Origin of the sequence: Geodermatophilus amargosae, from assembly GCF_900116515.1 — a bacterium.
GTDB lineage: Bacteria > Actinomycetota > Actinomycetes > Mycobacteriales > Geodermatophilaceae > Geodermatophilus > Geodermatophilus amargosae.
Window position 1 is genome coordinate 253626 of sequence record NZ_FPBA01000003.1, and the last position, 22946, is coordinate 276571.

The 22946-nt window shown below is 75.3% G+C and carries 21 protein-coding genes and 1 pseudogene; 7 read left to right on the forward strand and 15 right to left on the reverse strand.

Annotated elements, in window-relative coordinates:
* Positions 1 to 270 precede the first annotated feature (270 nt).
* Complete coding sequence (locus BM414_RS06430; protein ID WP_093578595.1) at positions 271 to 1383, forward strand: LLM class flavin-dependent oxidoreductase; 1113 nt, start codon at positions 271 to 273, stop codon at positions 1381 to 1383.
* Positions 1380 to 2003, forward strand: coding sequence for an FMN reductase (locus BM414_RS06435; protein ID WP_093578596.1), 624 nt, complete (start codon positions 1380 to 1382; stop codon positions 2001 to 2003). The genes BM414_RS06430 and BM414_RS06435 overlap by 4 nt, the downstream gene beginning before the upstream one ends.
* Before the next feature lie 58 nt (positions 2004 to 2061).
* On the opposite strand, the gene BM414_RS06440 is transcribed toward BM414_RS06435, so the two are convergent.
* Positions 2062 to 2787: an AmiS/UreI family transporter gene (locus BM414_RS06440; RefSeq protein WP_093578597.1), complete on the reverse strand. Its 726-nt coding sequence runs from the start codon at positions 2785 to 2787 to the stop codon at positions 2062 to 2064.
* Between the two features lie 47 nt (positions 2788 to 2834).
* Entirely contained in the window at positions 2835 to 3254 is a 420-nt protein-coding gene (locus BM414_RS06445) for a hypothetical protein (protein WP_093578598.1), read from the reverse strand.
* Between the two features lie 121 nt (positions 3255 to 3375).
* On the opposite strand from BM414_RS06445, the gene BM414_RS06450 reads away from it, so the two are divergent.
* Complete coding sequence (locus tag BM414_RS06450) at positions 3376 to 3558, forward strand: hypothetical protein (RefSeq protein WP_093578599.1); 183 nt, start codon at positions 3376 to 3378, stop codon at positions 3556 to 3558.
* Positions 3559 to 3628: 70 nt separating this feature from the next.
* On the opposite strand, the pseudogene fmdA reads toward BM414_RS06450, so the two are convergent.
* The 6 genes and pseudogenes from fmdA to BM414_RS06480 form a co-directional block, all read right to left on the reverse strand.
* Positions 3629 to 4881 (reverse strand): annotated as a pseudogene (gene fmdA / locus BM414_RS06455) (formamidase).
* Between the two features lie 128 nt (positions 4882 to 5009).
* Positions 5010 to 5288: an FmdB family zinc ribbon protein gene (locus tag BM414_RS06460; protein WP_093578600.1), complete on the reverse strand. Its 279-nt coding sequence runs from the start codon at positions 5286 to 5288 to the stop codon at positions 5010 to 5012.
* Positions 5289 to 5383: 95 nt separating this feature from the next.
* Complete coding sequence (locus BM414_RS06465) at positions 5384 to 6958, reverse strand: FMN-binding glutamate synthase family protein (RefSeq protein ID WP_093578601.1); 1575 nt, start codon at positions 6956 to 6958, stop codon at positions 5384 to 5386.
* Positions 6959 to 7044: 86 nt separating this feature from the next.
* Positions 7045 to 8508: a GntP family permease gene (locus tag BM414_RS06470; protein WP_093578602.1), complete on the reverse strand. Its 1464-nt coding sequence runs from the start codon at positions 8506 to 8508 to the stop codon at positions 7045 to 7047.
* Between the two features lie 17 nt (positions 8509 to 8525).
* Complete coding sequence (locus BM414_RS06475) at positions 8526 to 10070, reverse strand: gluconokinase (protein WP_093578603.1); 1545 nt, start codon at positions 10068 to 10070, stop codon at positions 8526 to 8528.
* 66 nt (positions 10071 to 10136) lie between these two features.
* Entirely contained in the window at positions 10137 to 11468 is a 1332-nt protein-coding gene (locus BM414_RS06480) for an MFS transporter (protein WP_093578604.1), read from the reverse strand.
* A gap of 123 nt (positions 11469 to 11591) precedes the next feature.
* Between BM414_RS06480 and BM414_RS06485 the strand changes: the two genes are divergently transcribed.
* A complete protein-coding gene (locus tag BM414_RS06485) occupies positions 11592 to 12224 on the forward strand; it encodes a TetR/AcrR family transcriptional regulator (protein ID WP_139245726.1) in 633 nt (210 codons plus the stop codon).
* A gap of 481 nt (positions 12225 to 12705) precedes the next feature.
* Here BM414_RS06485 and BM414_RS06495 read toward each other — a convergent pair whose 3' ends face one another.
* A complete protein-coding gene (locus BM414_RS06495; RefSeq protein ID WP_093578607.1) occupies positions 12706 to 14121 on the reverse strand; it encodes an MFS transporter in 1416 nt (471 codons plus the stop codon).
* Positions 14122 to 14297: 176 nt separating this feature from the next.
* Here BM414_RS06495 and BM414_RS06500 point away from each other — a divergent pair, with 176 nt between their 5' ends.
* The 3 genes from BM414_RS06500 to BM414_RS06510 all read left to right on the forward strand — a co-directional run bounded on the left by BM414_RS06500 (position 14298) and on the right by BM414_RS06510 (position 18390).
* On the forward strand, positions 14298 to 14702 hold the full coding sequence (locus BM414_RS06500; RefSeq protein ID WP_217644573.1) for a cupin domain-containing protein: 405 nt from the start codon (positions 14298 to 14300) through the stop codon (positions 14700 to 14702).
* 67 nt (positions 14703 to 14769) lie between these two features.
* Positions 14770 to 17631, forward strand: a complete 2862-nt coding sequence (locus BM414_RS06505) for an FAD-binding and (Fe-S)-binding domain-containing protein (RefSeq protein ID WP_093578608.1) — start codon at positions 14770 to 14772, stop codon at positions 17629 to 17631.
* Positions 17632 to 17724: 93 nt separating this feature from the next.
* Positions 17725 to 18390, forward strand: coding sequence for an NADPH-dependent F420 reductase (locus BM414_RS06510; RefSeq protein WP_093578609.1), 666 nt, complete (start codon positions 17725 to 17727; stop codon positions 18388 to 18390).
* A gap of 21 nt (positions 18391 to 18411) precedes the next feature.
* Here BM414_RS06510 and BM414_RS06515 read toward each other — a convergent pair whose 3' ends face one another.
* The 6 genes from BM414_RS06515 to BM414_RS06540 all read right to left on the reverse strand — a co-directional run bounded on the left by BM414_RS06515 (position 18412) and on the right by BM414_RS06540 (position 22882).
* Positions 18412 to 19086, reverse strand: a complete 675-nt coding sequence (locus BM414_RS06515; RefSeq protein WP_093578610.1) for a GDSL-type esterase/lipase family protein — start codon at positions 19084 to 19086, stop codon at positions 18412 to 18414.
* A 74-nt stretch (positions 19087 to 19160) separates the two neighbouring features.
* Complete coding sequence (fabG, locus tag BM414_RS06520) at positions 19161 to 19922, reverse strand: 3-oxoacyl-ACP reductase FabG (RefSeq protein ID WP_093578611.1); 762 nt, start codon at positions 19920 to 19922, stop codon at positions 19161 to 19163.
* A gap of 150 nt (positions 19923 to 20072) precedes the next feature.
* Positions 20073 to 20492: a DUF350 domain-containing protein gene (locus BM414_RS06525; RefSeq protein ID WP_093578612.1), complete on the reverse strand. Its 420-nt coding sequence runs from the start codon at positions 20490 to 20492 to the stop codon at positions 20073 to 20075.
* An 86-nt stretch (positions 20493 to 20578) separates the two neighbouring features.
* Positions 20579 to 20998, reverse strand: coding sequence for an ATP-binding protein (locus BM414_RS06530; RefSeq protein ID WP_217644574.1), 420 nt, complete (start codon positions 20996 to 20998; stop codon positions 20579 to 20581).
* Between the two features lie 104 nt (positions 20999 to 21102).
* The gene (locus BM414_RS06535) at positions 21103 to 21366 is read right to left on the reverse strand and encodes a hypothetical protein (protein ID WP_093578614.1); all 264 of its coding nucleotides are present in this window, start codon (positions 21364 to 21366) and stop codon (positions 21103 to 21105) included.
* Positions 21367 to 21463: 97 nt separating this feature from the next.
* Entirely contained in the window at positions 21464 to 22882 is a 1419-nt protein-coding gene (locus BM414_RS06540; RefSeq protein ID WP_245784532.1) for an AI-2E family transporter, read from the reverse strand.
* Between the last annotated feature and the right edge of the window lie 64 nt (positions 22883 to 22946).

Genomic DNA, 22946 nt, shown 5'->3' on the forward strand with positions numbered 1-22946 from the left:
CGGTTCCCCCTCGGTGCGCCGTCCGATCCGGACCCCCGCCGGCCCGGTCCGGGCCGGCGGGAGTGATCACAATCTCCCACCCGCCCCCCTGCTCCGCCCCGCTGCGACGGCGCGCCGCGGCGCGTCCGGAGTGGGACGACCCGGCCGTGCAGGTCCGGCTACCGAACGCAGTCGCCCGGTCTCGGGGAGGTCACGACGGGCGGGGAACAAGACGCGGACCCGAGGAGTTGAGCCGGACAGTAGTTGCGCTCTCAACCACTTGGAGACGAGATGCAGTTCGGGATCTTCACGGTCAGCGACATCACGACCGACCCGACGACCGGCCGCACGCCGAGCGAGGCGGAGCGGATCCAGGCCGTCCTCACCATCGCCGAGAAGGCCGAGGAGGTCGGGCTCGACGTCTTCGCCCTGGGCGAGCACCACAACCCGCCGTTCTTCTCGTCCTCCCCCACCACCACGCTGGCATACGTCGCGGCGCGGACCTCGAGGCTGCAGCTGTCGACGTCGACGACGCTGATCACCACCAACGACCCGGTGAAGATCGCCGAGGACTACGCGATGCTGCAGCACCTGGCCGGCGGGCGCGTCGACCTGATGCTGGGCCGCGGCAACACCGGCCCGGTCTACCCGTGGTTCGGCCAGGACATCCGCAACGGGATCCCGCTGGCGGTGGAGAACTACGCGCTGCTGCGCCGGCTGTGGGACGAGGAGGTCGTCGACTGGTCCGGCCGGTACCGCACGCCGCTGCAGGGCTTCACCTCGACGCCGCGGCCGCTGGACGGCGTCGCGCCGTTCGTGTGGCACGGCTCGATCCGCTCGCCGCAGATCGCCGAGCAGGCCGCCTACTACGGCGACGGCTTCTTCTCCAACCACATCTTCTGGCCGAAGGAGCACACCCAGCGGATGGTCGAGTTCTACCGCTCGCGCTTCGAGCACCACGGCCACGGCAGCGCCGACCAGGCGATCGTCGGCCTGGGCGGGCAGGTGTTCGTGCGGAAGAACAGCCAGGACGCCGTCGAGGAGTTCCGGCCCTACTTCGACGAGGCGCCGGTGTACGGACACGGGCCCTCGCTGGAGGACTTCTCCCGCGAGACGCCGCTGACCGTCGGCAGCCCGCAGCAGGTCATCGAGCGCACGCTCGGCTTCCGCGACTACGTCGGCGACTACCAGCGGCAGCTGTTCCTCGTCGACCACGCCGGCCTGCCGCTCAAGACCGTGCTCGAGCAGCTGGACGTCCTCGGCGAGGAGGTCGTGCCGGTGCTGCGGAAGGAGTTCGCCGCGCTGAAGCCGGCGCACGTCCCCGACGCCCCCACCCACGCCTCGCGCGTCGCCGCCCGCCGGCAGTCCCAGGCGCAGCACACCCCGGAGGAGGTCTCGGCATGAGCACCCGCACCCTGGCCGTCGTCAGCGCGGGCCTGTCGGTCCCGTCGTCGACCCGGCTGCTGGCCGACCGGCTGACGACGGCGACCGTCGCCGCGCTGCGCGAGCGGGGCGAGGACGCCACCGTCGAGGTCGTCGAGCTGCGCGAGCACGCGCGCGACGTCGCCGACGCCTTCGTCACCGGCTTCCCCGACGCGGCGCTGCGCGCGGCGGTGGAGACGGTGACCGGCGCGGACGCGGTCATCGCCGTCACGCCGGTGTTCACCGCGTCCTACAGCGGGCTGTTCAAGTCCTTCGTCGACGTGCTGGAGGAGGACGCGCTGACCGGCACGCCGGTGCTGCTCGCCGCGACCGCGGGCACCGCCCGGCACTCGCTGGTGCTGGAGCACGCCATGCGTCCGCTGTTCGCCCACCTGCGCGCGGTGACCGTGCCGACGGCCGTCTTCGCGGCGAGCGAGGACTGGGCCGGCGGCGACGGCACGAGCGCGGAGCTGAGCCGCCGGATCACCCGCGCCGCCGGCGAGCTGGCCGACGTGGTCACCGGCCGGCCGGCATCGGCCCGCCCGGCCGACCCGTTCGCCGACGTCCCCTCCTTCGAGCAGCTCCTCCGCGGCGAGGCGTAGCAGCCCCGGCCCGCACCGCCGTACCCGCCGCTGCGTGGGCACGGCGGTGCGGGCGTGGTCATCCGCTGTTGCGCGTGTCGGTGCGCCGCACGGTCTCGTGCTCGGAGGACTCCCGGGCGACCGGCACCCCCTGCGGCGCCTCCGGCGCGCTGTCGGGCACCGGTGCCGCCGGGGGCACGGCCGGCGCGGGACGACCCCGCAGACGGGGGTAGGGCAGCACCAGGCTGGCGGTCAGGACCACGGCGAGGACGACCGCCGACACGCCGGTGTACTCGGCCCAGACGCCGGTCAGCAGCAGGAACGCGGGGGCGGCGGCGGTGACCAGCCCCGCGACGACGGCGACCAGTCCGGTGAACCGGGTGAGCTCGTCGCGCCGGAGGCCCAGCACCAGGAAGAACAGCCCCCAGAGCACGGCCCAGTACAGCCAGATCACGCCGAACCCCGGGTCCCGCGGCTCGACGTAGAAGAACTGCAGCCCGGCGTAGACCAGCGCGCAGGCCGCCACGAACGCCGAGAACCAGCCGAGCCCCGTGCCGTCGAGGTTCCCGAGCAGGTTGATCCCCACGTACAGGTACGTGAAGCCGAAGAGGTAGAGACCCGAGGCCGCCAGGATCGTGGCGGGGTCCCCGTCGGAGGCGATGATCAGGTAGGTCGGCGTCACCACCTGCAGCGCACCGACGAACAGGTTGAGCGGGGCGGCGGCCCGCGCGTCCACCCGCCCCAGCAGCATCAGGCCGTTCACCACGAGGACGGCTCCCACGTACAGCAGTCCGACGGCTCCCATGTGCGTTCATCTCCTCGGGTCCCGCGACGGTGCGGACGTCCCCCGTGTCAGGTGCCGGCGACGCTCCCGCCGGCGGTGCCCCCGTTCTCCTCGAGGGCCGCGCTCTCCCGCAGGGCCTCGTTCTCCCGCAGGGCCTCGTTCTCCCGCAGGGCCTCGTTCTCCCGCAGGGCCTCGTCCTCCCGCAGGGCCTCGTTCTCCCGCAGGGCCTCGTTCTCCCGCAGGGCCTCGTCCTCGCGCGGGGTCGCGTCCTCCGCCAGCGCCTCGTTCTCCGCCAGCGCCTCGTCGATCAGTGCGGACAGGCCCTCGAGGCTGCGGTGCGGGCCGCCCCGGCGGAGGACCACCGGCTCGGGCACGTCGTCCCCGTCCTCGGACAGGGCCCCGGTCAGGTCGTGCGCGGCCCGCAGGGCGGCCTTGCCGGCGCGGTCGGCGGCCTCGTGGCGCTCGATCCGCGGGAGCTCCTCGGTCATCTCTCCTCCCCTCCGGCACGGTCGGTGACGCCGGCCCCCGGTTCGGGGACGGCGCGCGGGGTATCGGTCACGGCGGCCTCGGGCAACCGGGGGACGCGGCGGGAACGAGGAGGGGCCGTCCGTGGAGCACCGTGTCGAGGTCGCCTGGACGTGCGGGCCGTGCGAGGTCGGCGGTCAGGACGCGCTGGGGGGCGGGAACGACGACCCGACCTGCTGGAACTGCGGTGGGCCGGTGGTCGTGACCGCCCGGCCCACCGTCCGCTGGGCTGTCGGCGGTCACGTCCCCGAACCGGACGCCGCCTGAGCGCGCGCACCCAGGACGGCGCCCGGCCGGGAGCGCGCTCACCCGTCCGGCGCGCGGACCGGGCAGGCGCTCACGACGTCACGGCGCACTGCCCGCGGTCGGCACGCACCGGCCCCGCTGCCGACGGCGTGATGTCGAAGTCGAAGATCGCCGTCGGCAGGTACAGCGAGCAGCAGGCGTTCGGGATGTCGACGACCCCGCTGACCCGTCCCTCGATCGGTGCCGAGCCCAGCAGCAGGTACGCCTGCTCGCCGGAGTACCCGAACTTCTCCAGGTACCGGACGGCGTTCAGGCAGGCCCGCTTGTAGGCCAGCGTCGCGTCGAGGTAGGCGTTCGTGTCGGTGTCGTGGTCGACCGAGATCCCGATGAACGTCAGGAACTCGGAGTACCGCGGCTCGACGTTGCCCGGCATGAACACCGGGTTGGTGCTCACGCCGTAGGTCTCCATGCCGCCCTTGATCAGGTCGATGTGGAAGTCGATGAACCCGCCCATCTCGATGGCGCCGCAGAAGGTGATCTCGCCGTCGCCCTGGCTGAGTGCAGGTCGCCTCCGGACAGCTTCGCCCCGGGGACGTGCACCGGGTAGAAGACCCGGGACCCGCGGGAGAAGTTCTTGATGTCGTGGTTCCCGCCGTTCTCCCGGGCCGGCACGGTCCGGGCGCCGTCCCGCGCGATGCCGTCGGCCACGCCGCCGTCGGCCGTCCCGGCCAGCGTGTTCTCCGCCAGGGGCGGCAGTGCCAGGGGCGGTACGCGGTCGGGGTCGGTGGCGATCAGTGCCCGCTCGCGGGCGTTCCACCGGGCCAGCAGGTCGGCCGACGGGGCGGTGCCGAACAGGCCGGGGTGGGTCAGGCCGGTGTAGCGGACGCCCGGTATGTGCCGGGAGGTCGCCACCTGGCCCTGGAAGTCCCAGATCGCCTTGTAGGCGTCGGGGAAGTAGTCGGTCAGGAAGCCGCCGCCGTTGGCCTTGGCGAAGATGCCCGTGTAACCCCAGCCCTGGCCGGGCGCCTCGCCGTGCTCCTGCGGCGCCTGCACCGGGCCGAGGTCGAGGATGTCGACGACGAGCAGGTCGCCGGGCTCGGCGCCCTCCACACCGATCGGGCCGCTGAGCATGTGCGCGTGGGTCAGGTCGACGTCCCGGACGTCGTTGGCGGAGTCGTTGTTGCCGATCTGGCCGTCGGTCCACTCCCGGCACTCGACCCGGATGCTCTGCCCGGGGCGCACCGTGGTGGCGACGGGCACGTCCGGGTGCCACCGGTTGTGGCCCGGCACGGCCTGGTCCCGCATGGACTTGGCCTGGTCGACGGTGAAGACGACGTCTGGCATGTCCCCCACACTCCGATCTGCGTTGACGGGAGGAGCCGGCCCGCGGGGACGGGCCGTTCGTGGCGGCTCGGTGTCGGAGCCGGCGAGGACGACGGCGGCCCCGTCCGGGGGACCACCACGCGGGCTGGTCAGGGACGGGGCAGCGCGCTCCACCGTGGGTCGCGCGGCGCCGGGCGGCGGGCCGCGGGCGGTACCGCCGTCGTCACGGCGGGCCGGTCGGCGCTGGCCTCCTCGCGCAACCGCACCGCGGCCACGGGCGCGGGGGTGCGGGCCAGCAGCGGCGCGGTCCAGACCCGGCGGCCGGGAACCCCGCAGGCGGGACACCGGTCGGTGGTCCCGGCGGTGCCCATGGGGCGCTGGACCTCCCACGGGCCGCAGGTCGTGCACCGGTACAGGTAGGCCGCCATCGAGGCCTCCGCCGTCGTCGGGACGTCCAGAGACCGGCGACGCTAGGGGCGGGCCTGCGCCGGAGGGGTCACCCCGGGTGACCCGCCCGACCGGGTCAGCCGACGGCGTCCTCCGACGGGGGTGCCGTCCCGCCCTGGGGCGCGTCGGCGGTCATGATGCGGGCGATCTCCGCCCGGTCGGCGGCCGAGGGCAGTCCCCAGCCCGGCTCGTAGCCGTAGACCTCCCCGAGCGGGGTCGACGCCGTCCGGCCGGTGAGCACCTCGACCGAACCGGTGTCGATGAGCCCCGGGTGCTCGACGCCGCACGCCTCGGACACCTTGAGCAGGTCGCGGCGCAGCGTGGCGACGTAGTTGGCCAGCCGGACGGACTTCAGCGCCGGGTCCAGGCCGTGCGCCAGCCAGGCGTTCTGCGTGGCGACGCCGGTCGGGCAGGTGTCGGTGTGGCACTTCTGCGCCTGGATGCAGCCGATGGCGAGCATCGCCTCGCGGGCGATGTTGACCATGTCGCAGCCGAGCGCGAAGGCCACGACCGCGTTGTCGGGCAGGCCGAGCTTGCCGCCGCCGATGAAGGTGACCTGCTCGGCCAGGCCGCGGCGGGCGAAGGCGGAGTACACCCGGGCGAAGCCGAGCTGGAAGGGCAGCGACACCGAGTCGGTGAAGATCAGCGGCGCGGCGCCCGTGCCGCCCTCCCCGCCGTCGACGGTCACGAAGTCCACACCCCGGCCGGTGGTGGCCATCCGCTCGGTGAGCTCGTCCCAGAACGCCAGGTCGCCGACGGCGGACTTGATGCCCACCGGCAGCCCGGTCTCGGCGGCGAGCAGCTCCACCCAGTCGAGCAGGCTGTCGACGTCGCTGAACTCCGCGTGCCGCGACGGGCTGACGCAGTCCACGCCCTCGGGCACCCCGCGGGCCGCGGCGATCTCCGCGGACACCTTGGCCGCCGGCAGCACTCCGCCGAGCCCGGGCTTGGCGCCCTGGCTGAGCTTGATCTCCAGCGCCCGCACCGGCGCGCCGGCGACGAGGTCCTTGAGCCGGTCCAGGTCGAACCGGCCCTGCTCGTCGCGGCAGCCGAAGTAGGCGGTGCCCAGCTGGAACACCAGCTCGCCGCCGTGCCGGTGGTGCACCGACAGGCCGCCCTCCCCGGTGTTGTGCAGGCACCCGGCCAGCGCCACGCCGCGGTTGAGCGCCTCGACCGCCGCCCCCGACAGCGACCCGAAGCTCATCGCCGACACGTTGACCACCGACGCCGGCCGGAACGCCTGCGCCCGCCCGCGCGGGCCGCCGAGCACCTTGGCCGCGGGCAAGGAGACGTCGGCGGCCGAGGCGGGGTGCGACGGCGGGACGGCACGGCCGAAGGTGCGGTGGTTGATGACCGCGTAGCCGGCGGTGTACTCGAGGTCGTTGTCGGTACCGAACCCGAAGTAGTTGTTCTCGCCCTTGGCCGAGGCGTAGACCCACCGGCGCTGGTCGCGCGTGAAGGGCCGCTCCTCGTTGTCGCCGGCGACCAGGTACTGCCGCAGCTCCGGGCCGATCGACTCCAGCAGGTAGCGGGCGTGGCCCAGCACCGGGAAGTTGCGCAGCAGGGTGTGCTCCCGCTGCACGATGTCCCGGACGGCCACCGCGGCCACCGCACCCAGCCCGGCCACCGCGGCCCGTGACACACCCCTCATGACGACCCCTCCCCGCTCCGTTGCGGTCCGGGTGATCCCCGGGTGGCCATCCTGGCGCGGAACGGCCCCGGCCGCGTCCCCTACGGCTACAGGAAGAGGCTGAGCACGAAGGCCAGCGCGAACCCGATCGTCCCGAGCAGCGTCTCCATGACCGTCCAGGTCTTCAGCGTCGTCTTCTCGTCCATCTGGAAGAACCGGCTGACCAGCCAGAAGCCGGAGTCGTTGACGTGGGACAGCACGGTGGCGCCGCCGGCGATCGCGATGACGATCAGCGCCAGGTCGATCGAGGACAGCCCGTCGGAGGCCTCCACGACCGGTGCCATGAGCCCGGCGGTGGTGGTGAGGGCGACCGTCGCCGAGCCCTGGGCGACGCGCAGCAGCACGGAGACGACGAACGCGGCGACGATGACCGGCAGGCCGATGTCGCCGAGGACGTCGGCCAGCGCCTCGCCGATGCCGCTGGCGCGCAGCACGCCGCCGAACATGCCGCCGGCCCCGGTGATCAGGATGATCGCGCAGACCGGGCCCAGGGCGCTGTTGACGATGGACTCGACCTCCGCGCCGCTCTCCCCGCGGCGGCGGCCGAGCACGACCATCGCCACGAGCACGGTGATCAGCAGCGCCACCGGGGTGGCGCCGAGCAGCTGGCCGACCCGCACCACGAACGAGGACTCCTCCACCGCGCCGGCGGTGGCCAGCGTGGTCAGCCCGGTGTTGAGGAAGATCAGCACCAGGGGCAGCAGCAGGATGCCGAGCACGGTGCCGAAGCGCGGGGGCGCCGGCCGGGTGACCGTCCCGGTGCGGCGGCCTCCGGAGGCCCCCGCCGTCCCCGGTGCCGTGCCGGCCACGGTGCCCTCCGGCGCCTCCGGGACGGGCGGCGTCCCGTCCTCCTCCGAGGGCGGGACCGCGACGTCGTAGCGGCGGCCGGCCCACAGGCCGAAGAGGTAGCCGCCCAGGTACCAGGTGGGCAGGCCGATGAGCAGGCCGAAGACGAGGACCAGGCCGATGTCGGCACCGACGAGCTCGGCGGCCGCGACCGGTCCGGGGTGCGGCGGCACGAAGGCGTGCATCACGGCGAAGGCGCCGGCGGTGGGCAGGCCGTAGGTGAGCAGCGAACCGCCCAGCCGGCGGGCGATGGTGAACACGATGGGCAGGAAGACGACGAGGCCGGCGTCGAAGAAGATCGGGAAGCCGAACAGCAGCGCGGCCACGCCCAGCGCCAGCGGCGCCCGCTTCTCCCCGAACCGGCCGATGAGGCTGTCGGCCAGCACCTGCGCCCCGCCGCTGTGCTCGAGCAGCCGGCCCAGCATCGCCCCGAGGCCGACCAGCAGCGCGACGTTGGCGAGGGTGCTGCCGAACCCGCCGGTGAGGGTGGTGACCACGTCCTCGAGCGGGATCTGCGTGGCCAGCGCCACCAGCAGGCTGACCAGGATCAGCGCCAGGAACGCGTGCAGCTTCAGCTTCATGATGAGGAACAGCAGGACGCCCACCGCGGCGGCGGCGATGAGCAGCAGCGGTCCGGCGCCCAGCGCGGGCTCGACCTCGGGCACGGCGGTTCCTCCTCGGTTCAGGCGGGGTTCTGCGACGGGGTGTCGTCGAGTGCGTCGAGCGTGGCGAGGACGTCGGCCAGCGCGCGGGTCGACTTCTCGACCAGCGGGCGCGTGCGGCGGTAGAGGTCGGCGGTGGCGGGGTCGGGCTCGACCGGATCGGAGACGCCGACCAGCGCGGTGGCCGCGTCGAGGTCGGGCAGCGCGCCGAGGGCGTGCAGGCCGAGCAGGCAGGCGCCGAGGCCGGTGCCCTCCGGCGAGTCGGCCACCCGCACGGGCAGATCCAGCGCCGCGGCCAGCGTCTGCACCCACAGCGAGGAGGCGACCGCACCGCCGGTGGCCCGGACCTCGCGCACGGGCAGCCCGGTGGCGGAGAACGCGTCGCGGACCAGCGCCAGCTGCTGGCAGACGCCCTCGACGGCGGCGCGCACCAGGTGTCCGCGGCGGTGCTCGCGGCGCAGCCCGACGTAGGCGCCCCGCAGCCCGGAGCGCCACCACGGCGCCCGCTCCCCCAGCAGGTAGGGCAGGCAGAGCAGCCCCGCGCTCCCGGCGGGCACGCCCGCGGCCTCCTCGAGCAGCCGGGCGTCGAGGTCGTCGGCGTCCTCGCCCGTCAGTCCCTCCCCGCCGGCGAGGGCCTGCGCGGCCCACCGCACCACCGAGCCGCCGTTGTTGACCGCGCCGCCGACCACCCAGTGGTCGTCGGTGAGGGCGTAGCAGAACAGCCGGTTCGCGGGGTCGACGGTCGGCGCCGGGACGACGACCCGCATGGCGCCGCTGGTGCCCAGCGACACCGCGGCGACCTCGGGACGGACCGCGCCGATGCCGAGGTTGGCCAGCACGCCGTCGGAGGCACCGAGGACGAGCGGGGTGTCCGCGGGCAGCCCGGTGGCCGCGGCGACGTCGGGGCGCAGGCCCTCGAGCACCGTCGTCGTCGGCAGGACCTCCCCCAGCTGCTCCGGGCGGACGCCGGCCAGGTGCAGCGCCTCGGCGTCCCAGGCCCCGGTGCGGATGCCGTACAGGCCGGTGGCCGAGGCGCAGGAGCGGTCGAGCACCTGAGGCCCGGCGCGCAGGGCGGACACCACGAGCTCCTTGACGCCGCCCCAGCGCGGCACCGCCGCCAGCCGGTCGGGGTCCTCGGCGCGCAGCGCGGCGAGCTTGAGCAGCGGCGACATCGGGTGCACCGGCGTCCCGGTGCGGGTGTGCAGGCCCCCGGCCCGGCCGTCGGCGCGCAGGGCCTCGGCGAAGCCCGCGGCGCGGTCGTCGGCCCAGGTCACCACCGGGCCCAGCGGCCGGCCGTCGTCGTCCATGGGGACCAGGCCGTGCATGGCGGCCGACAGGCAGACGCCGACGACCCGGTCGCCGCGCTCGCGGGCGGCCGTGGCGACCGCGGCCAGGGCCTCCACGGCGGCGTCGGCCAGGCGCTGCGCGTCGAGCTCCGCGCGTCCCGGGGCCGGCACCGACAGCGGGTAGCCGACGCTGACCAGGTCGCGGACCCGCCCGTCGGTGCCGGCGGTGACCGCCTTGGTCGCCGTCGTCCCGCTGTCCAGCCCGACCACGACGTCCATGGCGGCGATCTTGCCGGTAGCGGGGAGACCGGCGCGAGGGGTCAGCGGTGGGCGACGGCCCCGCGCCTAGCGGTAAGCACTGCCGCCGCGCAGCCGGGCGCTGACCGCGGCGTACAGCGGGGCGAGGACGACGCCGTCACCGGCCAGCCGCTCGCGCAGCGCCCGGCGGTGCCGCAGCACGCCGACCAGGCCGATCGCCCAGAACACGTACTGGACGGCGAACGCGACGCGGAAGGCGCCCAGGTCGTAGGCGGTCGAGGCGCCCGGCGTGAGGACGTCGAGCACCGCGCCGATCGCGAGGATGGTCAGCAGCGAGGCGACGAACCCGCCGACGTTGACCAGGCCGCTGGCACTGCCCTGCCGCTCGGCGGGGTTCCACGTGCGGGCGTAGTCGAAGCCGATCATCGAGCCCGGCCCGTTGGTGCCGAGGACGACCACCAGCCACACGAGCAGCCACAGCGGCGCCCGCCCGGGCCACAGCAGGACGACGGTCCAGGTGCCCGCGGTGAGCGCCAGGATCGACAGGACCAGCACCGAGCGGCGCAGCGGCCAGCGCCCGCACAGCCGGCCCAGCGCCGGCCCGACGCCCATCCCGACGACCACCAGCAGGCTGAGCAACCCGGCCGCCGTCGCCGGGGACAGGCCCTGGCCGACGACGAGGAAGGGATAACCCCACAGCAGCGCGAACACCGTGCCGGAGAACTGGGTGACCAGGTGCGTGTAGAGGCCGATCCGGGTGCCGGACTCCCGCCAGGTCAGCAGCAGGTTGCGACGGACCTCGGCCATCCCCGCGGGGGGAGCGGTGGGCACACCGGGCGGGGCGTCGCGCAGCGTGGTGATCACGAGGACGACGACGAGCACGCCCACCGCGGCGGCGCCGAGGAACGTGTTCCGCCAGCCGGCGGCGTGCAGCAGCGCGACGAGCGGATAGGCCGCCAGGATCTGCCCGACCTGGCCGAGGATGCCGGTGAGCTGGGTGACGAGCGGGACGGTGCGGCCGGGGAACCAGAAGGCGACGACCCGCAGGACGCTGATGAAGGTCATCGCGTCGCCGGCGCCCACGAGCACGCGGGCGGCCACGGCGGTGGGCACGTCGGTGGCCAGCGCGAGGACCAGCTGGCCGGCCGCCATGGTGAGACCGCCGGCGAGGACGAGCCGCCGGGACCCGAAGCGGTCCAGCATCACGCCGACGGGGACCTGCAGGCCGGCGTAGACGGCCAGCTGCAGCACGAGGAACAGCGAGACCGCCGAGGCCCCGGCGGAGAAGCGCTCCTGGGCCTCCACCCCGGCCACGCCGAGCGAGGCCCGGTGGAAGACGGCGACGACGTAGGCGGCGAGTGCGGTGAGCCAGACGGCGTAGGCGCGCAGCGGCGTGCGGGCGTCGGTCGGAGGCGTCACCTGGTGGACGACAGCAACCGTCCGCCGGTTGTTCCCGCTGCCCGGGTGAGCCGCCTCACGCGCCCGTCCGTACGGGAGCAGGTCGTTCCGTTCCCCCGGGATCCCCGGCCCTACGATCGGCCCGTGGTCGCAGCAATGGTCTCACCCGACGACCTGACCGAGGAGGACGCCCACCGCCGCGTGCGCATCCTCCTCGCGCTGGCCACCTGCATGGCCACCAAGGGCTACCGCGCGACCACCGCCTCCGACACCGCCCGCGAGGGCCGGGTGTCCAAGACCGTCGTCTACGCGCACTTCCGCGACACGGAGCACTGCCTCCTCGAGCTCTACACCCGCGCCACCGACAAGATGCTGGAGACCGTGCACGCCGCCCAGCAGCGGGCGGCCGCGGAGGGTCTGTCCTGGCCGCACCGGCTGCGCACCGCCGTGCGCGCCCACCTCGAGGTGCTCGCCGCCGACCCCGACGTGGCCTGGGCCGCGCTGGTGGAGGAGCAGGCGGCCGGCCGGCCCGCCCTCGCGCTGCGCCGCCAGGTGATCGACCGCTACGTCGAGCTGATCTGCGGCGTCGCCTCCGACCTGGCCGAGCAGCACCCCGGCGAGGTGCGCCCGGTGGACCGTGCCCTGGTGCTCGCCGCCGTCGGCGGGCTCAACGAGCTGATGCTGGCCCGCGTCGAGCGCGGCGAGGCCACGGCCCTCGACGAGGACACCGACGTGGCCACCGAGGTGCTCGTCCAGCTGGTCGCCCGCCGCCCCTGAGTCCGCCGCGCCCCCGGCCGCGGCGCGGTCACCGGATGGCCCCCGTCCAGCAGCCTGAGGTGGCTGCGGCCGTCCTGGACGACGGGGGCAGCGTCGCGGCCGGAGCGACGGGTGCCGGCGCGGTGGCTGAGACCGCGGCCGGCGGAGACGGTGAGGACGGCGACGCTGGCGAGGATCGCGAGCGGGGCGAGGACGGCGAGGGTGATGGCCGCGGCGGTGAGAGCGGTGGTGATCACTGGTCGGCCTCGTTCGTGTCGGCGTGGTCGCGGGGGTGCGCGTCCACGTCGTCATCGGCAGGCTCGGCCGTGTACTAGAGCGAGGTCCGCGTCCCGGGCCGAGCGCACCGCTCACCGGCCACCTCCGCGCGCTGCGCACCCGCACGGCCGCACCCGCACGGCCGCACCCGCACGGCCGCGCCCGCGGTCGTCGGCGGGCCCGCCGTCGCGGCCGGGCTGCTGTCACCGGCTGGGTGCTGCGACGGTCAGCGGCGGGCCGGTCGCAGTGCCAGCACCGCCAGCGCCCCGGCCGCGCTGAGCCCGGCACCGGCCAGCGCGGCGGCGTCCCACCCGGCGAGCAGCCCGGCCGCGGTGCCGGCGGGCGCGCCCGCGGTCACCAGCAGGACGACGAGCGTGACGCCGACGGCCGCGCCGAGGTAGCGGGCGGTGTTGTTCGCCCCGCTGCCCATGCCGGCCCGCTCCGGCGGCACGTGCGCCACCGCCTCCCGGCCGAGTGCCGCGTTGGCCGCGCCGTAGCCGACACCGAGGACGACCAGGCCCGGCAGCAGCGCGACGGCCCGGCTGCCGGTGTCCAGCACGGCGAGCGCGGCCAGCCCCGCCGCCGACACCGCGAGCCCGCCGGCCAGCAGCACCCGCCCGTCGACCCCGGGCAGCCAGCGCAGCCCCCACGACGTCGCCGTCGCCACCGCCGACCAGACGAGCACGAGCAGCGTGGTCGCCAGCAGGCTCTCGCCCAGGGCGCGCTGCAGCACGGTGACCAGGAACGACATCAGCCCGACGGTGGCCACGCCGGTGACCAGCGCGCCGAGCGTCGCCGCCACGAACCCGCGGACGCGGAACAGCCCGAGGTCGACCATCGGCGTGCGCACGCGGTTCTCGGCGAGGACAAACGCGACGGCCAGCACCGCACCGCCGGCGATGAGCGCGACCACGGCGCCGGTCCCCGCGCCGGTGCGGGTGGCCACGAGGCCGACGAGCAGGCAGCACACCGCGGCCACGAGCAGCACCGGCCCGGGGACGTCGACCCGCGGGCGGCGGCCGGGTGCGGCCTCCGGCAGCAGCAGCCGCGCGGCGACCGCCAGCAGCAGCGCGACGACGGCGGCCGCGGCGTGCGTGGCCCGCCAGCCGGTCTCGCCGTCGAGCAGCACCGCGGCCAGCCCGCCGACGCCGGTCCCCGCCCCGAGGCTGGCGCCCCAGACCGCCGCCGCCCGGGCGCGCGCGGGCCCGAGCGGGAAGACCTGCGCGACGAGGCCCAGCGAGCAGGCGAGGACGGCCGCACCGCCGACGCCCTCGACCACCCGGCCGGCGACGAAGACCCCGGTGGCGCCCGCGGTGGCCGTCACCGCAGCGCCGGCGGCCAGCAGGACCAGGCCCGCGGTGAACACCCGGCGGCGGCCGAGGTCGTCGGCGGCCGCGCCGGTGACCAGCAGCGCCGCGGCCAGGCCGAGGCTCATCGCCGAAAGCAGCCACGCCTGCCCGCCGGCGCCGGCGCCCAGGTCGGCGGCGGTGGCCACCGTGGTGGCCAGCGGGGTGACGAACGCGGCGAGGACGACGAGCGTGCTGGCCGCGACCACGGCGAGCGTCCGCCGCTGCAGGACGGCGACGGGCGGGCCGCCCACGGCGTCGGCGGCGTCGGGACCGGACCGGACCGAGCGGGACATCCGCGCCCCCAGCAGCAGGTCAGTTGGACAGTCCAACCGAGGTGGGCCGACGTTAGCAGGACCGGGTGCCGGCGCACCACCCCGACGGGGCGGCAGGCATGGTCGGCGCGGCTCGGGGGCAAGGCCCGTCCGAGGAGCACCGTCCAGGTGCCACGAGACAGGGAGGAGCGCCGCCCATGGCGTCCGTGATCCACTTCACCATCGCGACCGTCGCCGAGGAGAGCCCCGACTTCCGCCGCGTCCTGTGGACCGGCAAGAACACCCAGCTCGTCGTCATGACCATCCCGGCGGGTGGCGAGATCGGCGAGGAGGTCCACGAGGACATCGACCAGATCCTCACCTTCGTCAGCGGCGTCGGTGAGGCGAAGGTCGGCGGGGCCACGAAGAAGGTCGCCCAGGGCGACCTGGTCGTCGTCCCGGCCGGGACGAAGCACAACTTCCTCAACACCGGGCCGAACCCGCTGGTCCTCTACACGGTCTACGGCCCGCCGGAGCACGCCGACGGCGCGGTGCACCACACCAAGGAGGAGGCCGACGAGGCGGAGGAGTCCGGGAAGGACGAGCCGCCCACCGAGAGCTGACCCCTCCCCCGGTGCCGTCCACCCGGTGCCGTCCGCCCAGGGGGACGGCACCGGGGACACTGGACCGGTGAGCACCACCGCCGCCGGTCCCGACGCCGCCACGACCGAGGTCACCGCCGCCCTGCGCCGGGCCGGGATCGGTGACGTCGACGACTCGGGCCTCGCCCGCGCGCTGTACTCCTCCGACGGCTCGCTCTACCGGGTGCTGCCGCGCGCCGTCGTCCGGCCGCGGGCCGCCGACGAGGTGGTGGCCGCCCTGGAGGTCTGCCGGGAGCTCGGCGTGCCGCTGACCATGCGCGGCGCGGGCACCTCGATCGCCGGGAACGCCGTGGGCACCGGCGTCGTCGTCGACACCAGCCGGTACCTCCACCGGGTGCACGCGGTCGACGCCGAGTCGCGCACCGCCGTCGTCGACCCCGGCGTGGTGCAGGCGGCGCTGCAGACCGCGGCCCGTCCCGCCGGGCTGCGCTTCGGGCCCGACCCGAGCACGTCCAACCGCTGCACGATCGGCGGGATGATCGGCAACAACGCCTGCGGCTCGCGGGCGCTGGGCTACGGCCGCACCTCGGACAACGTCGTGGGCCTCGACGTGGTCACCGGCTCCGGGCAGCGGCTGCGGCTGGCGTCCGGGTCGGCCACCCCCGGGCTCGAGGACCTGCGCACCCTGGTGGCCGGTGAGCTGGCCACCATCCGGACCGAGCTCGGCACCTTCGGCCGGCAGGTGTCGGGCTACTCCCTGGAGCACCTGCTGCCCGAGCACGGCTTCGACGTCGCCCGCGCGCTGGTGGGCAGCGAGGGGACGCTGGCGGTCGTCCTCGGCGCCACCGTGCGGCTGGTCGCCGACGCGCCGTACCGCGGCCTGGTCGTGCTCGGCTACCCCTCGATGGCCGACGCCGCCGACGCCACGCCGGGGCTGCTGCGCCACGGGCCGACCGCGGTCGAGGGCCTCGACGAGCGGATCGTGCAGCGGCTGCGCGACGTGCCGGCCGCCGTCGTCCCGGACCTGCCGAAGGGCGCCGGCTGGCTGATCGTCGAACTGACCGGCGACACCGTCGCCGAGGTCCAGGCCAAGGGCGCGGCCGTGGTGGCCGACGGCGGGGCGCTGGACAGCCTGGTGGTCACCGACGTCGCGCACGCCGCGGCGATCTGGCGGATCCGCGAGGACGGCGCCGGGCTGGCCGCGCGCACGTCCGACGGCCGTCCCGCGCACGCCGGCTGGGAGGACGCCGCGGTCCCGGTGACCTCGCTGGGCGCCTACCTGCGCGAGTTCGACGCGCTGCTCGACGGGCACGGGCTGCAGGGCGTGCCGTACGGGCACTTCGGCGACGGCTGCGTGCACGTGCGCATCGACTTCCCGTTCGGCCGCGAGCCCGACCGCGGCCGGGCCGCCTACCGCGCCTTCGTGGAGGACGCCGCCCGGCTCGTGGCCCGCTACGGCGGGTCGGTGTCGGGCGAGCACGGCGACGGCCGCGCCCGCAGCGAGCTGCTCGGCACCATGTACTCCCCCGCCACGCTCGACCTCTTCGCGCGGGTCAAGGGCCTGTTCGACCCCGACGACGTGCTCAACCCCGGCGTGCTGGTGCGCCCGGCCCGCCTAGACGACGACGTCCGGGTGGCCGCTGCGCCGCGGCTGCGCACCGGGCTCGCCCTGGCCTACCGGCACGACGAGGGCGACTTCTCCAACGCGGTGCACCGCTGCACCGGCGTCGGCAAGTGCCGGGCCGAGCCGTCGGGCGTCGCGGTGATGTGCCCGTCCTATCCCGCCACCCGCGAGGAGAAGGACTCCACCCGCGGCCGGGCCCGGGTGCTGCAGGAGATGCTCGCGCCCGGCGGCCCCGTGCGGGACTGGCGCTCGCCGGAGGTGCACGACGCGCTGGACCTGTGCCTGTCGTGCAAGGGCTGCTCGCGCGACTGCCCGACCGGCGTGGACATGGCCAGCTACAAGTCCGAGGTGCTGCACCAGAGCTACCGCCGCCGGATCCGCCCGCTGTCGCACTACACGCTGGGCAAGCTGCCGATGTGGTCGGACCTGGCCGCCCGCGCGCCGCGGCTGGTCAACGCGGTCATGCGCTCGCGGCTCGGCGGCCGGCTGGCGAAGTGGGGCGCCGGTGTGGACCGGCGGCGCGACCTGCCGTCCTTCGCCCCGCGCACCTTCCGGCAGCAGTGGACGCCGCGCGCCGGCGACGGCGCCCCGGTGGCACTGTGGGTCGACTCGTTCACCGACCACTTCGCCCCGGAGGTCGCCCTGGCCGCGGCTCGGGTGCTCGAGGCGGCGGGCTACTCCGTGCAGGTGCCCGGCGACGACACCTGCTGCGGCCTGACGTGGACCACCACCGGCCAGCTCGACACCGCGCGGCGCATCCTCGGCGACACCGTGCGCAAGCTCGCGCCGCTGGCCGACGCCGGGGTCCCGATCGTGGGCGTGGAGCCCTCGTGCACCGCGTCGCTGCGCAGCGACGCCGTCGAGCTGCTGGACGAGGCGGGCGGGCGGGACACGGCCGCGCGGGTCGCCGCGGGCACCCGGACGCTGGCCGAGCTGCTCACCGCCACCGAGGGGTGGACGCCGCCGTCGCTGGCCGGCGTCGAGGTGGTCGCGCAGCCGCACTGCCACCACCACGCGGTGATGGGCTGGGCGGCCGACGAGCGGCTGCTGCGCAGCGCCGGCGCGACGGTCACCCGGCTCGGCGGCTGCTGCGGGCTGGCGGGCAACTGGGGCGTCGAGCGCGGCCACCACGACGTGTCGGTGACGATCGCCGAGCAGCAGCTGCTGCCCGCCGTCCGCGAGGCCGGCCCGGACGCCGTGGTCCTGGCCGACGGGTTCTCCTGCCGCACGCAGCTCGACCAGCTGTCCGACCGGTCCGGCCGGCACCTCGCCGAACTCCTGGCCGACGCGCTGGACCGGGACGCGCTGGACCGGGAGGGGGCATAGGAAGCTCTCCGCACGCATCGGGGCCCGAGACGTGCGGAGAGCTTCCTGTGCCCCACGGGGAATGAGCCGCCGACCTGCGCGTTGGCGCGAGGCATGACCACCCTCGGCATCATCGGCGCCGGCCACATCGGCACGGCGCTCGCGCAGGCAGCCACCGACATCGGCTACGACGTCGTGCTCTCCAACTCCCGCGGCCCCGAGACGCTCGCCGGCCTCGTCGACGCCCTCGGCGACCGACCCTCACGGAAGGGCACCGTCCGCGCGGCCACCCCGGCCGAGACCGGGGCCGCGGGCGACCTGGTCGTCGTCACCGTGCCGCTGAAGGCGGTCGAGGACGTCCCCGTCGAGCCGCTGGCCGGCAAGGTCGTGATCGACACGAACAACTACTACCCGGAGCGCGACGGGCACGTCGCGGCGCTGGACGAGGAGACGACGACCACCTCGGAGCTGCTGCAGGAGCACCTGCCGCGCTCGCGCGTGGTCAAGGCGTTCAACCACATCTACGCCGCCGACATCACCGCCCGCCGGACGCCGCCGGGGACGCCGAACCGGCGGGCGCTGGCGATCGCCGGCGACGACGCCTCGGCCAAGGAGACGGTGGCCTCGTTCATCGACGAGATCGGCTTCGACGTCGTCGACCTCGGTCCGCTCGCCGAGGGGTGGCGCATCCAGCGCGACACCCCCGGCTACGGCCCCGACCTCGACGCCGGCCGGCTGAGCGAGGCCGTGGCCGCGGCGAAGCGCTACCGCGACGTGTGAGCGACGGGGCCGCCGGGGCGCTCAGGCGGCCCGGCGGTCCCGGCGATCGCGGGCCGCGGTGAGCACCGTCGGGGCCAGCGCGGCGGCGATCCGCGCGTAGCCGGCCGACGAGGGGTGGAAGCGGTCGGCGGAGAACAGCGACGGGTCGCTGCCGAACGCGCCGCCCAGCTCGGCCGACACCGCGGCGACGGTCGCACCGTGCGCCCACGCGACCTCGGCCTGGCGCTGCTGCAGCACCGCGCACGCGCCGCGCACGACCGGCCGCAGCGCCGGCGGCACGAACGGCACGCTGGACATGTCCGGCGCGGGGACCACGACGACGTCGGTGCCGGCGGCGCGCAGGCCGCTGACGGCGGCGCCGAGCGCGGCGGTGGCGGCAGTGAGGATCTCGTTGCCCCCCGTCGCTCGCGCGCTCGCGACGGGCCCCTGCAGCAAGGCCATGGCCGAGCGGGCCAGGTCGTTGGCGCCGATCACCACGACGGCGAGGTCGGCGTCCAGCGGCGCGGCCCGGCGCACCTGGGCGCCGAGGTCGCGGGAGACCGCGCCGGGCACGGCCAGCACGGTGAGATCGGTGTCGATGCCCTCGCTGCGCAGGACCTGCGCCAGCCGCGGGCCGAGGCCGTCCTCGACCCGCGTGGCGCCGGTGCCGTACGCGATCGAGTCACCGAGGACGACGAGGCGGAACGGTTCGCTCACGGCTGGTGCAACGCCGGCCGGCGGGGCGCTGTGCCCGCCGGCCGGCGTTCCGTACGTCTCAGGCGCTGTGCGCGTCAGGCGCGGGGGCCGCCCGCGGCGTAGACGACCTGGCCGGAGACGAAGCCGGCGCCCTCGCTGACGAAGAACGACACCAGGTGGGCGATGTCCTCGGGCTGGCCGACGCGGGCCACCGGGATCTGCGACGCGGCGCCCTTGATGAAGTCGTCGAAGGCGATGCCCAGGCGCTCGGCGGTGGCCTTGGTCATCTCGGTCTGGATGAAGCCCGGGGCGATGGCGTTGGCGGTGACGCCGAACTTGCCCAGCTCGATGGCGAGGGTCTTGGTGAAGCCCTGCAGCCCGGCCTTGGCCGTCGAGTAGTTGGCCTGGCCCCGGTTACCGAGCGCCGAGACGCTCGACAGGTTGACGATCCGGCCGAACGTGGCGTCGACCATGTACTTCTGGCAGGCCCGCGCCATGAGGAAGGCACCGCGCAGGTGCACGTTCATGACGACGTCCCAGTCGACCTCGGTCATCTTGAACAGCATGTTGTCGCGGGTGACGCCCGCGTTGTTGATCAGTACGACGGGCGGGCCGAGCTCGGCGGCGACCCGGTCGACGGCGGCCTGCACCTGCTCGGCGTCGCTGACGTCGGCACCCACGCCGAGCGCCGTGCCGCCGGCGGCCTCGATGGCCTGCACGGTCTCCTTGGTGTTCGCCTCGTCGAGGTCGAGCACCGCCACGGCGTGACCATCGGCGGCCAGCCGCTGCGCCGTCGCGGCGCCGATGCCGCGCGCGGCACCGGTCACGATGGCGACGCGGGGGGTTGCCTCGCTCATTAGCAGTTCCTCTCGCTGGTGGGGGCGGCGTCGTCGCCAGCCGTCCGGTCCGGGGTCGCCCGCCGGGAATTACCGGCGGGTAGCCCACGCTGCGCCGGACACGTTACGTCGGGCCCCGGGCGTTCCTCCGGCGGGCCCGCCGGCGCGGGATCAGGGCCAGATCGAGGCGACGATGATCGCGGCCACCGAGAGCTGGGCCGCGGCACTCACCAGGCTCGCGGGGTGGAAGGCGACCTCGGTGACGAGGGAGCCCATCTTCCCCGGCGTGAGCAGGTCGAGCACGAGGAACGCGACCGCCTGCAGGAGCACGCCCAGCACGCCGAACACCACGGTGTAGAGCAGCGCCTGGCCGAACCCGGCGGTGGCGTTGGTCCAGATGGTGGTGAAGATGATCGCGCCCTGGGCGAGGAACCCCGCCGACAGCACGATCGCCGCGCTCACCGACCGGTCCTCGTAGATGTGCCGGCCCAGGTGGCCGGGCGTCAGCAGGTCGAGGGCGAGGTAGCCGAGGGCCAGCAGCACGAGGCCGACGGCGGTGTAGGCGACGGCGTAACCGATGCTGGCCAGCACGGGGGGACCTCCGGGAGGGGCGGGGGCGGACGGGCGTGCAAGGTCTACCGCACCGGTCCACCCGGCCGCACACGGCGCTCCGCCGGTCAGCTCCCGGGGCGGACGACGTCGACCCGGTCGAACCCCTCGACCTCCGACGGCGGGCGGAACCGCCGGCGCGCGGACAGGACGCCGACCAGGGGCACGCGGCCTCGCTCCTCGCGTGTGGCGTTGCGGGCCTCCACCCGGACCAGGCACTCCGCCAGCGGGGTGTCCACCCAGACGGCGCGCACCGGCAGGCCGGCGGCGCGGGCCGCGGCCACCAGGGGCGCGCGCTCCTCCGGCGAGGGGTTGGTGTTGTCGACGACGACGCTGCGCCCGGCCGCGAGCAGCTCGGCGACCACCCGCTGCTGCCGGGCCTCCCGACGTCGGGCGCGGGGCCAGTGGTCCTTGCTCACCACGGCGTGCGTGGCGGCCAGGTGCCGCTGCACCCACGTCGACTTGCCCGCGCCCTGCAACCCGACCACGACCACCAGCTCGGGGGCGCCGGCCGCCTCGATCCGACTGTCTCGGCCTCCCTGCAGGGGCCCGCCGCGAGCGTGCGCGTGGCGGGGGGCAGGGAGGTCCTCACTCATGCCGTGCGGCGCAGCGCCGTCACCGGCTCGTCGTCGTCCATGGTCACGCGGGACGCGGGGTGCTCGACCAGCGCGAGCACGCGGCCGGACATGAACCGCGCGGTGCGCACGGGGGTGCCGCCGCGCGTGCTCTCGACGACCTCCACGACCCCGCGGCCGTGGTTCACGTCGACGCGCCGCCCGGCCCGGGTGGCCTCGATCTCGTACGTGCGGGTCGTGCCGCCGGCGTCGATCACGACCTCGATGCGATCGCCCTTCACGGGTCCTCCTCAGGAGTGCTGCCGGGCACGCTGCCCGACTACGGAACAACGTCCTCCTGGGGTCCGACATTCCGTGCCACGAGCGCGTCCGCGCAGGTCAGTCGGGGGATCCGCGCCGCGAGGGCCAGTGCGGGTGCAGGGACCGCACCGAGGCGAGCGCCGCCCGTCGGTCGTGCGCGCGCTTGCGGGCGCGGCTGGTCCGCGGGGGCCGCGGCTCCTCGCGCAGCAGGGCGTCGAGCCAGTGCCCGCGCGGGTCGACGTCGACCAGGAGGGCCTTGACCAGCAGTGTGAGCGGGATGGCCAGCAGTGCGCCGAGCGCGCCGAGGACCCAGCCCCAGAACAGCAGCGCGAGGAAGGTGACCGTCATCGACAGGCCCACCGAGTCGCCCACGAAGCGCGGCTGGATGAGCGTCTGGACGACGAAGTTGAGCAGCGCGTAGACGACGAGGATCGCCCAGAACTCCGGCCAGCCACCGCCGAGGAGGCCGAGCAGCGCCGGCGGGATGACGCCGAGCACGAAGCCGATGTTCGGCACGTAGTTGGTGATGAACGACAGCAGCCCCCACAGCACCGGCATCGGCACGTCGAGGAACGCCAGCGCGATGGTGTCCCCCACCGCCACGATCGCGCCGAAGACCGTGCTCACCAGCAGGTAGCTGCGAGTGCCCCGGGCGAACAGGCCCAGCGCGATCGGCAGGTGCGGCCGCTCCTCGGCCACGAGCGCCAGCCGCCTGCCGAAGCCGCCGGACTCGATGGCGAGGAAGACCATCGCCGAGAGCAGCAGCACCAGCGTGGTCGCGGTGTCGGTGACCCGGGCGAGCAGGCCGGTGGCCACGCCGACGAGCTGGCCGTAGTCGAACCGGTCGACGAGCTCGGAGACCTGCGTCGACGACAGCCCCGCCTCGTCGAGCCGCCGGACCGTGTCGTCGAGCAGCACGGCGAACTCCGGCGCGTAGTCGGGCAGCAGGACGGCGAACTGGGCGATCGCGATCACCAGCAGCGAGCCCAGGCCGAGCAGCACGCCCCAGACGAGCACCAGCAGGACGGTGGCCGCGGCCCAGCGCGGCACGTGGTGGCGCAGCAGCCAGCGCTGCACCGGCATGAGCGCCACGACGACGACGAGGGCCAGCATCACCGGCGCGATCAGCCAGGCGATCTCGCGCACCCCGGCGACGGCGATCGTCGCGGCCGCGGCGCCGACGAGCAGCAGCAGCCAGCGCGGCAGCACGCTGCTCCCGGCCAGGGCGGACGGTTCCGACCCCGCGTCCCCGGGCGTCGCCCCGCCGTCCACCGCCTGCCCGTCCACCGCCTGCCCGTTCACCGCCTGCCCGTCCACCGCCTGGCCGTCCACCGCCTGGCCGTCTCCCGCCTGGCCGCCGGAGCGGAGGGGTCCGGCGACGCCGTCGAGCTGCAGGCCGGCAGGCAGGTCGGTGGCCTCCGGCGGCGGGACCATCCGGGTGGCTCCGGACTGCGGCCTGTCCGCACCCGGGCCGGGCAGGTGTGTCTGCGCGGCCATGAACGTCCCTCCCCCCGGTTCGGTGACGCGGCACACCAATGTGTCACGCCGGCACTGCTGTCGG

Excerpts from the sequence above, each read along its gene's own strand:
- BM414_RS06430 (WP_093578595.1), top strand. The coding sequence starts at position 271 with ATGCAGTTCGGGATCTTCACGGTCAGCGACATCACGACCGACCCGACG.
- BM414_RS06435 (WP_093578596.1), top strand. The coding sequence starts at position 1,380 with ATGAGCACCCGCACCCTGGCCGTCGTCAGCGCGGGCCTGTCGGTCCCG.
- BM414_RS06440 (WP_093578597.1), bottom strand. The coding sequence starts at position 2,787 with ATGGGAGCCGTCGGACTGCTGTACGTGGGAGCCGTCCTCGTGGTGAAC.
- BM414_RS06445 (WP_093578598.1), bottom strand. The coding sequence starts at position 3,254 with ATGACCGAGGAGCTCCCGCGGATCGAGCGCCACGAGGCCGCCGACCGC.
- BM414_RS06460 (WP_093578600.1), bottom strand. The coding sequence starts at position 5,288 with ATGGCGGCCTACCTGTACCGGTGCACGACCTGCGGCCCGTGGGAGGTC.
- BM414_RS06465 (WP_093578601.1), bottom strand. The coding sequence starts at position 6,958 with ATGAGGGGTGTGTCACGGGCCGCGGTGGCCGGGCTGGGTGCGGTGGCC.
- BM414_RS06475 (WP_093578603.1), bottom strand. The coding sequence starts at position 10,070 with ATGGACGTCGTGGTCGGGCTGGACAGCGGGACGACGGCGACCAAGGCG.
- BM414_RS06495 (WP_093578607.1), bottom strand. The coding sequence starts at position 14,121 with ATGTCCCGCTCGGTCCGGTCCGGTCCCGACGCCGCCGACGCCGTGGGC.
- BM414_RS06500 (WP_217644573.1), top strand. The coding sequence starts at position 14,298 with ATGGCGTCCGTGATCCACTTCACCATCGCGACCGTCGCCGAGGAGAGC.
- BM414_RS06510 (WP_093578609.1), top strand. The coding sequence starts at position 17,725 with ATGACCACCCTCGGCATCATCGGCGCCGGCCACATCGGCACGGCGCTC.
- fabG (WP_093578611.1), bottom strand. The coding sequence starts at position 19,922 with ATGAGCGAGGCAACCCCCCGCGTCGCCATCGTGACCGGTGCCGCGCGC.
- BM414_RS06540 (WP_245784532.1), bottom strand. The coding sequence starts at position 22,882 with ATGGCCGCGCAGACACACCTGCCCGGCCCGGGTGCGGACAGGCCGCAG.